Genomic DNA, 6803 nt, shown 5'->3' on the forward strand with positions numbered 1-6803 from the left:
AATAAGGATGGATTCTATGAAGCTTTATGACGCAATTATAGGCGCAGTCGAAAAGCATATAGCCCCTATAGCAGCTAAAGTGGGGAATCAGCCCCATGTTCGCGCAATGAGAGACGGTTTTATTGTCGCAATGCCGTTTATTATTGTCGGTAGTTTCATTTTGATTTTTGCATTCCCCCCATTTGCCGAAGATACAACCTTTACTTTTGGTCGAATTTGGCTCGATTTCGCCACTACACATTTTGATACCATAATGATGCCCTACAACATGTCGATGGGGATCATGACCATTTTTGTTTCGCTGGGCGTTGCTTATAGTTTAGCGAAGGCTTACAAGATGGATGGGATCACGAGTGCTGTATTGTCACTAATGTCTTTTTTACTCATTGCGGCCCCAGCTAAAGATGGCGCGTTGTCTATGTCTCACATGGGCGGAACCGGGATCTTCACCGCAGTGATGTGTGCATTTTTCTCGGTGGAGCTCTACCGTTTTATGAAAAAGCACAATATTACGATTCGCATGCCAGAGCAGGTGCCACCGGCGATTGCGCGATCATTTGAAGTATTGCTACCAGTCTTAGCGATATTCATTACCTTATATCCACTTAGCCTTTTCGTACAAACCCAGTACGACATGCTGATTCCAGACGCTGTTATGGCTATCTTTAAACCGCTAATTAGTGCGTCTAACTCATTGCCTGCCATTATTGGCGCTTTATTGCTTTGCCAGCTACTTTGGTTTGCGGGTATTCATGGTGCTGCAATTGTTGTTGGACTGCTTTCTCCAATCTTTTTGACCAACATTGGTGCCAACATTGAAGCCTTTGTTGCAGGTGAACCGATTCCAAACGTATTTACTCAACCGTTCTGGGATTTTTACATCTTTATTGGCGGCTCTGGTGCAACACTTGCTCTTGTTATGCTGATGTCGTTTAGCCGTTCTGTTCACCTTAAGAGCATTGGTCGAATGAGTGCGGTGCCTGGCTTTTTCCAAATCAACGAACCTGTGATCTTCGGTAGCCCAGTTGTGATGAACCCGACCTTGTTTATCCCGTTCGTCTTCGCTCCAGTCATCAACGCTACGATTGCGTACTTTGCTGTGCATGTCGGCTTTGTGGGTATGGGTGTCGCTACAACACCTTGGACAACACCGGCACTGATAGGTGCTTCGTGGGGTAGCGGTTGGACCTTTGCGCCAGTATTGCTCGTCATTGGTTTATTAATTCTTGATCTAATCATCTACTTCCCATTCTTCAAAATGTTTGAGAAGCAAATGTTGGAGCAAGAACTACCAACGACGAAGGAAACTAAAGGTGACACGCAGCCGTCAGGCGAAGGCGTTACTGCTTAACTGTGCTTAATGGGCCGCAATTACCGCGGCCCGATTTTCGGAGAGAAAATGATGGAACAAGAATTGGTTGTAATGGAGATCATTTGCAATGCTGGTGAAGCCAGAAGTTTAAGCTACGAGGCATTGCGTTTATCTCGAGAACAAGATTTTGAAGCGGCTGATGAGAAGCTCTCTCAAGCAAGAGAGTGTATTAATAAAGCCCACTTAATACAGACTCAGCTTATTGAAGAAGATCAGGGAGAAGGGAAAGTCCCGATGACGTTAGTGATGGTGCATGCTCAAGATCACCTAATGACTACGATTTTGGCTCAAGAGATGGCTGTAGAAATCGTCGCACTGAACAAAAAAATCTCGAACAAATAAAGGGGGATGAAAATGTCTAGAGAGGCGATCAAACTTGCCATTATTGGCGGTGGTAGTAGCTATACCCCGGAATTGGTTGAAGGGGTTATTAAGCGCTTAGAATATTTACCCGTTAAGAAGATTCATTTTGTGGACATTGAGTCAGGAGCTGAGAAGCTTGAGATCATCAAAGGATTGGCTCAGCGAATGGTCGATAAAGCCGGCGCAAAAATTGAGATAAAAGCCGGTTTCGATCGCCGTGCTGCGATAAAAGATGCAGATTTTGTGATGACGCAGTTTCGTGTTGGTGGCCTTGCTGCACGCGCTAACGATGAGCGAATCCCAATCAAGTACGACGTCATCGGCCAAGAAACAACGGGCCCTGGTGGTTTTGCTAAAGCACTGCGAACCATTCCGGTCATTCTTGATATCTGTAAAGACATTGAAGAGTTGGCTCCAAACGCATGGATGCTCAATTTCACCAACCCAGCGGGTTTAGTTTCCGAAGCGGTCAGTAAGTACACCAAAGTAAAGAGTATTGGTTTATGCAATGTGCCCGTTTCAATGGAAATGATGATTGCAGAAATGATGGAGTGCGAGCCAAAAGAGCTACAACTTGAGTTTGCTGGGTTAAACCATCTCGTGTGGGTACACAAAGCATGGCTCAATGGGGAAGATATTACTCAAACGGTATTAGAGAAAGTCGGTGATGGTGCCAACTTCAGTATGAAGAATATCTGGGAAGAACCGTGGGATCCGGCATTTCTAAAAGCACTGGGGGCGATACCATGTCCTTATCATCGCTACTTCTATCAAACTGATGCCATGCTTGCTGAAGAGAAACAAAGTGCCGATGAAAAAGGCACTCGTGCTGAGCAGGTAATGGAAACAGAAAATGCGCTATTTAAGCTCTATCAAGATCCTACCCTCGATCATAAGCCGAAAGAGTTAGAGGAGCGGGGTGGTGCTTATTATTCTGATGCATCACTGAACCTAGTTGATTCAATTTATAACAATCGTAATAGTATTCATGTTGTTAACGTTTTAAATAATGGAGCGATCAACGGCCTACCTGACGATGCTGTGATTGAATGTAGTGCCGTGATTGGTAGCTGGGGGGCGAAACCTCTTGCGGTTGGCGAGTTGTCAAACAATATCAAAGGATTACTCCATCAAGTTAAAGCGTATGAGCAGCTAACAATAGAAGCTGCTGTCGAAGGTAATTATAACAAGGCGCTTATGGCATTAACCAATAACCCATTGGTGCCTGACATTGGCCGCGCCAAGTCAATCCTGGATGATATTCTGGCGGTGAACGCTCCGTATTTACCTCAATTTAAACTAACGACGTTGTAAAACTAAGGAAGGGCGCCGATGAAAGTCATTTTTAATGCTGATGATTTTGGTTTAACGAGAGGTGTAAATAGCGGCATCGTTAAAGCTCATCAGCAAGGTGTGGTTCATTCAACCACCATGATGGTGGGTATGGATGCTGAGCAACATGCCTTAGAACTAGCTCGCCATAATCCAGACTTGAAAACTGGCGTTCATCTTAGGTTTACAGCAGGTGTGCCTATAACGAAGCATCCTAACTTGACCAACGGCCGATCGCACTTTATCAACTATGACGAACTTTGGAGTAAGCAGGACTTCGAAACTCAGGTCGTTTATGATGAAGCAAAAGCTCAGGTGGAACATTTTTTATCGCTTGGGTTAGAGCTAAGCCACTTAGATAGCCATCATCACGCGCATACTCACCCTCAAATTTTGCCCGTTATTAAAGAAGTAGCGAATGAATACCGAGTGCCACTGCGGGGCACTGGCTTGTGTCAAGAATCGATGACAATCAGGTATATCTTTACTGATGAGTTTTATGACCAAAAAGTGAGCTTGGATGGTTTAATGACACATTTATTGAGCTTAAAAGCTGACTATGACTTGGTTGAGGTGATGTGCCACCCGGCAGAGGCCGATCAGGCGCTTATCTTAAAGAGTGGCTATGCGCTTCAGCGAGAGCTAGAGTTACAAGTTCTTACCTCTCCCATTTTAAAAGAACAGTTAGCTCATCATGGTATAGCTGTCACGGATTACTCTGAGCTCGTTTCTACCAATCAAATGGTCGGTGTATGATTAAAGGCTGCCAGCTTCGCCCCCTATAAGCACCTTACGAATTGCTGGCAGCCGTTCTACACAAACGGATATTTAATAACAATTGCAGTTGGACCCAATAGCATTATGGCAAGGATTAAAGATGTCGCCGAACTCGCCGGTGTAAATCGCTCTACCGTTTCTCGAATCATTAATGGGGAGGGGAAGTTTCGCGAAGAAACTCGAAAAAAAGTAGAGCAAGCTATGGCGCAACTGAATTATCGTCCCAGTGCAATTGCTCGTTCACTCGCAACCTCATCCAGTAATATGGTTGGGTTATTGGTGACTTACTATACGGGGGGCTTCTTTGGCGAGATGATGGAGCAGGTTCAAACCGAGCTGGATATTCATAAGAAGTTTTTGATTACAGCTCAAGGCCATCATTCTGCACAAGGTGAAAAAGAGGCAATTCAGCGTTTTAATGATTTACGTTGTGACGGCTATGTACTTCATAGTCGTTATTTGTCAGATGATGACTTACGTGAATTAGCTAAACAACCAACACCTTTCGTTCTCCTGGATCGCTACGTGGAAGGAATAGAAGAGCGTTGTGTTACCTTTAACCATCATCATGCAAGCCGTATTGCCGTTGAGCACCTTTTAGCTGGTGGTCATCGAAAGATTGCTTGTATTACCGGTCCATCCCAACGTCATAACAGTGTATTGAGAAAGCTTGGGTATATTGATGCAATGAAGGATGCTGGTATAGATATTGATGAAAGCTGGTGTGAAGAAGGGAATTATGGTCGGCAAAGTGGTTATGATGCAATGGCTGCAATTTTACAACGACACCCTGATGTGACGGCTGTCTTTTCGTGCAGTGAAGAAATGACGGTTGGCGCAATGCAGTACTTACACGAGCACAGTATTTCTGTACCAGAGCAAATCTCATTAACTAGCTTTGACAGTGTTGATCTTTGTGAAAGTCTTTACCCTACAGTATCAGCAGTGCACTTTCCTATCAGTGACATGGCCCGTGTAGCGGTACAAACGTTAATGGGGCTAGTCAAAGAGCAAGAAGTAATAGACAAGCCAGTGTTCGAGGCCAAGCTTAAAATACGCAAAGCAGATCGCTCCTTAAAGTAGCTTACTTCTATCTAATTAAGTGAGTCGCTTAGAAATAACGGTTTGATGTTTTGCTAGTTACTGATGAATTTATTCACAAAATTTACTAGTATTCTAACTCTCTTAAGAAATATAAATCAGTAGTGAATAAGTGGCAGCCATTAAACTAACGGTCGATCGTATTCAACCCGGATTACATATCCGTCTTCCGCTAAAGTGGAACGATCACCCCTTTCTACTCAATAGCTTTAAGATTAAAGACCAAGAGCAAGTCGAGATGATCCGCCACCTCGGCGTAAAGTTCGTTTACTTTAATCCAGAGCAAAGCGATGCCGTTCCACTCCCTGTTGATCAAAGACAAGCTGACAGAGTAACAAATGAAGCGTCGTTAGATCATGAAACTCAAAAAATGTGGCAAGAAAAACAGAACCGCATAGAAAAGTTAAGTGCATACCGTCGACGCGTGATTCAGTGTGAAAAAGAGTTTGAGCGCTCTCTGGCACGTATGCGTTCAGTCATGACTAAAATCCGTAACCGTCCGACAGCAGCAGTTGATGAAGCAAAGCTTCTTATTGAAGATATCGTCGAGAAGTTAATGTGCGATGATAATGTTACGTTACATCTGATGAACGGAAAAAATGAGTTTGAAGATATTTATTTCCACTCATTGAACGTGGCTGTTATCTCGATGATGATTGGCCGTGCTAAAGGGTACTCAGCAGCACAGTTGAAAGAGCTTTCCTTCTCCGCACTATTCCATGATATCGGGAAAATAAAAATCCCGACTGCAATATTAAGAAAGCAACTACCTCTAACAGAGCCAGAAACCAACTACTTAAAGTTGCACACTAAATATGGCGTCGATCTTGCGAGTCAAATCGAGGCTTTTCCCGAAGTCGCGAGAATTGTGATCGCGCAGCACCATGAGCTAAGAGATGGGTCTGGTTATCCTAAAGGCCTGAAAGGAGATGAGATCAACGAGTTTGCTCAAATTATTGCTGTAGCCAATGCGTTTGATAACTTGTGTCATACACCGATAGTCTCAGATCAAAAGATTCCTTATACCGCACTCTCTCATTTATATAAGAACTGTAAACACCTATATAAAGAAGAGAACCTGAACATCCTAATTAAGTTTATGGGCGTGTTTCCTCCGGGTACCGTAGTTCAGCTTTCTAATAATATGGTCGGCCTGGTTATCTCAGTGAATGCATCGCATTTATTATTCCCGAATGTCTTGGTTTACGATCCATCAGTACCAAGGACGCAAGCGCCAATCATTGATCTTGCCTCAAAAGATATAAAGATAGTTAACGCGATTCATCCGTCAAAATTACCGGATAAAGTAAAAGAGTATCTAAATCCGCGTTCGCGTATTTCTTATTTCTTTGATAGTGATGAGTAGTTATCCACAGCTTTTTGTGGGTAAATTGTATAAATCCTGAGTGTTATTTCTGGGTAATTTTAGGGTTGGATGGAAAGTATCCATTTGGCATGTTTTTTTAGAAAAAATGCATTTTTAGTATTGCCAAAGAAAATCTTCTCCCTATAATGCGCATCCATCGACACGGCAGACGCCACAAGGCTTTAGCAGGGTCGAAGAGGTAAAAAGCTTCTACAAAAAATTAGTTTAAAAAAGTGTTTGACACTAACAACTAAATCGCTAGAATGCACCTCCGCTTTGAGAGAAAAACTTCTCGCAAAGCAAGCTCTTTAACAATATAGACCTATCAATCTGTGTGGGCACTCGTTGATGATAATCCAATTAGATACCTCGGTATCAAATTAGGTTTCAATGAAACGAAGTGACCATTTAAATTGGGAAGCAGCCTTGAGCTGTTTTGTTTTACTTTTTCAAAAGTAAAAACCAATAAGAGCACAGTCAATTCAAACATTA

At 43.1% G+C, this 6803-nt stretch carries 6 protein-coding genes; all 6 read left to right on the forward strand.

Features of this window, described 5'->3' with window-relative positions:
* Positions 1-16: 16 nt before the first annotated feature.
* The 6 genes from IJ23_RS10415 (at position 17) to IJ23_RS10440 (ending at position 6311) form a co-directional block, all read left to right on the forward strand.
* Entirely contained in the window at positions 17-1351 is a 1335-nt protein-coding gene (locus tag IJ23_RS10415; RefSeq protein WP_005381064.1) for a PTS sugar transporter subunit IIC, read from the forward strand.
* 51 nt (positions 1352-1402) lie between these two features.
* Positions 1403-1714, forward strand: coding sequence for a PTS lactose/cellobiose transporter subunit IIA (locus IJ23_RS10420; RefSeq protein WP_031777269.1), 312 nt, complete (start codon positions 1403-1405; stop codon positions 1712-1714).
* A gap of 12 nt (positions 1715-1726) precedes the next feature.
* Positions 1727-3049 carry a 6-phospho-beta-glucosidase gene (locus IJ23_RS10425; RefSeq protein ID WP_033906216.1) on the forward strand — a complete coding sequence of 441 codons (1323 nt, stop codon included), beginning with the start codon at positions 1727-1729 and terminating at the stop codon, positions 3047-3049.
* 18 nt (positions 3050-3067) lie between these two features.
* Positions 3068-3823 (forward strand): chitin disaccharide deacetylase, encoded by a 756-nt coding sequence (gene chbG, locus IJ23_RS10430; RefSeq protein WP_033906217.1) that lies wholly within the window; start codon positions 3068-3070, stop codon positions 3821-3823.
* 105 nt (positions 3824-3928) lie between these two features.
* Positions 3929-4927: a LacI family DNA-binding transcriptional regulator gene (locus tag IJ23_RS10435; protein ID WP_033906218.1), complete on the forward strand. Its 999-nt coding sequence runs from the start codon at positions 3929-3931 to the stop codon at positions 4925-4927.
* Between the two features lie 130 nt (positions 4928-5057).
* A complete protein-coding gene (locus tag IJ23_RS10440; protein WP_005381029.1) occupies positions 5058-6311 on the forward strand; it encodes an HD-GYP domain-containing protein in 1254 nt (417 codons plus the stop codon).
* The last annotated feature ends 492 nt before the right edge of the window (positions 6312-6803 follow it).

This window comes from Vibrio sp. OY15, assembly GCF_000742455.1.
GTDB lineage: Bacteria > Pseudomonadota > Gammaproteobacteria > Enterobacterales > Vibrionaceae > Vibrio > Vibrio alginolyticus.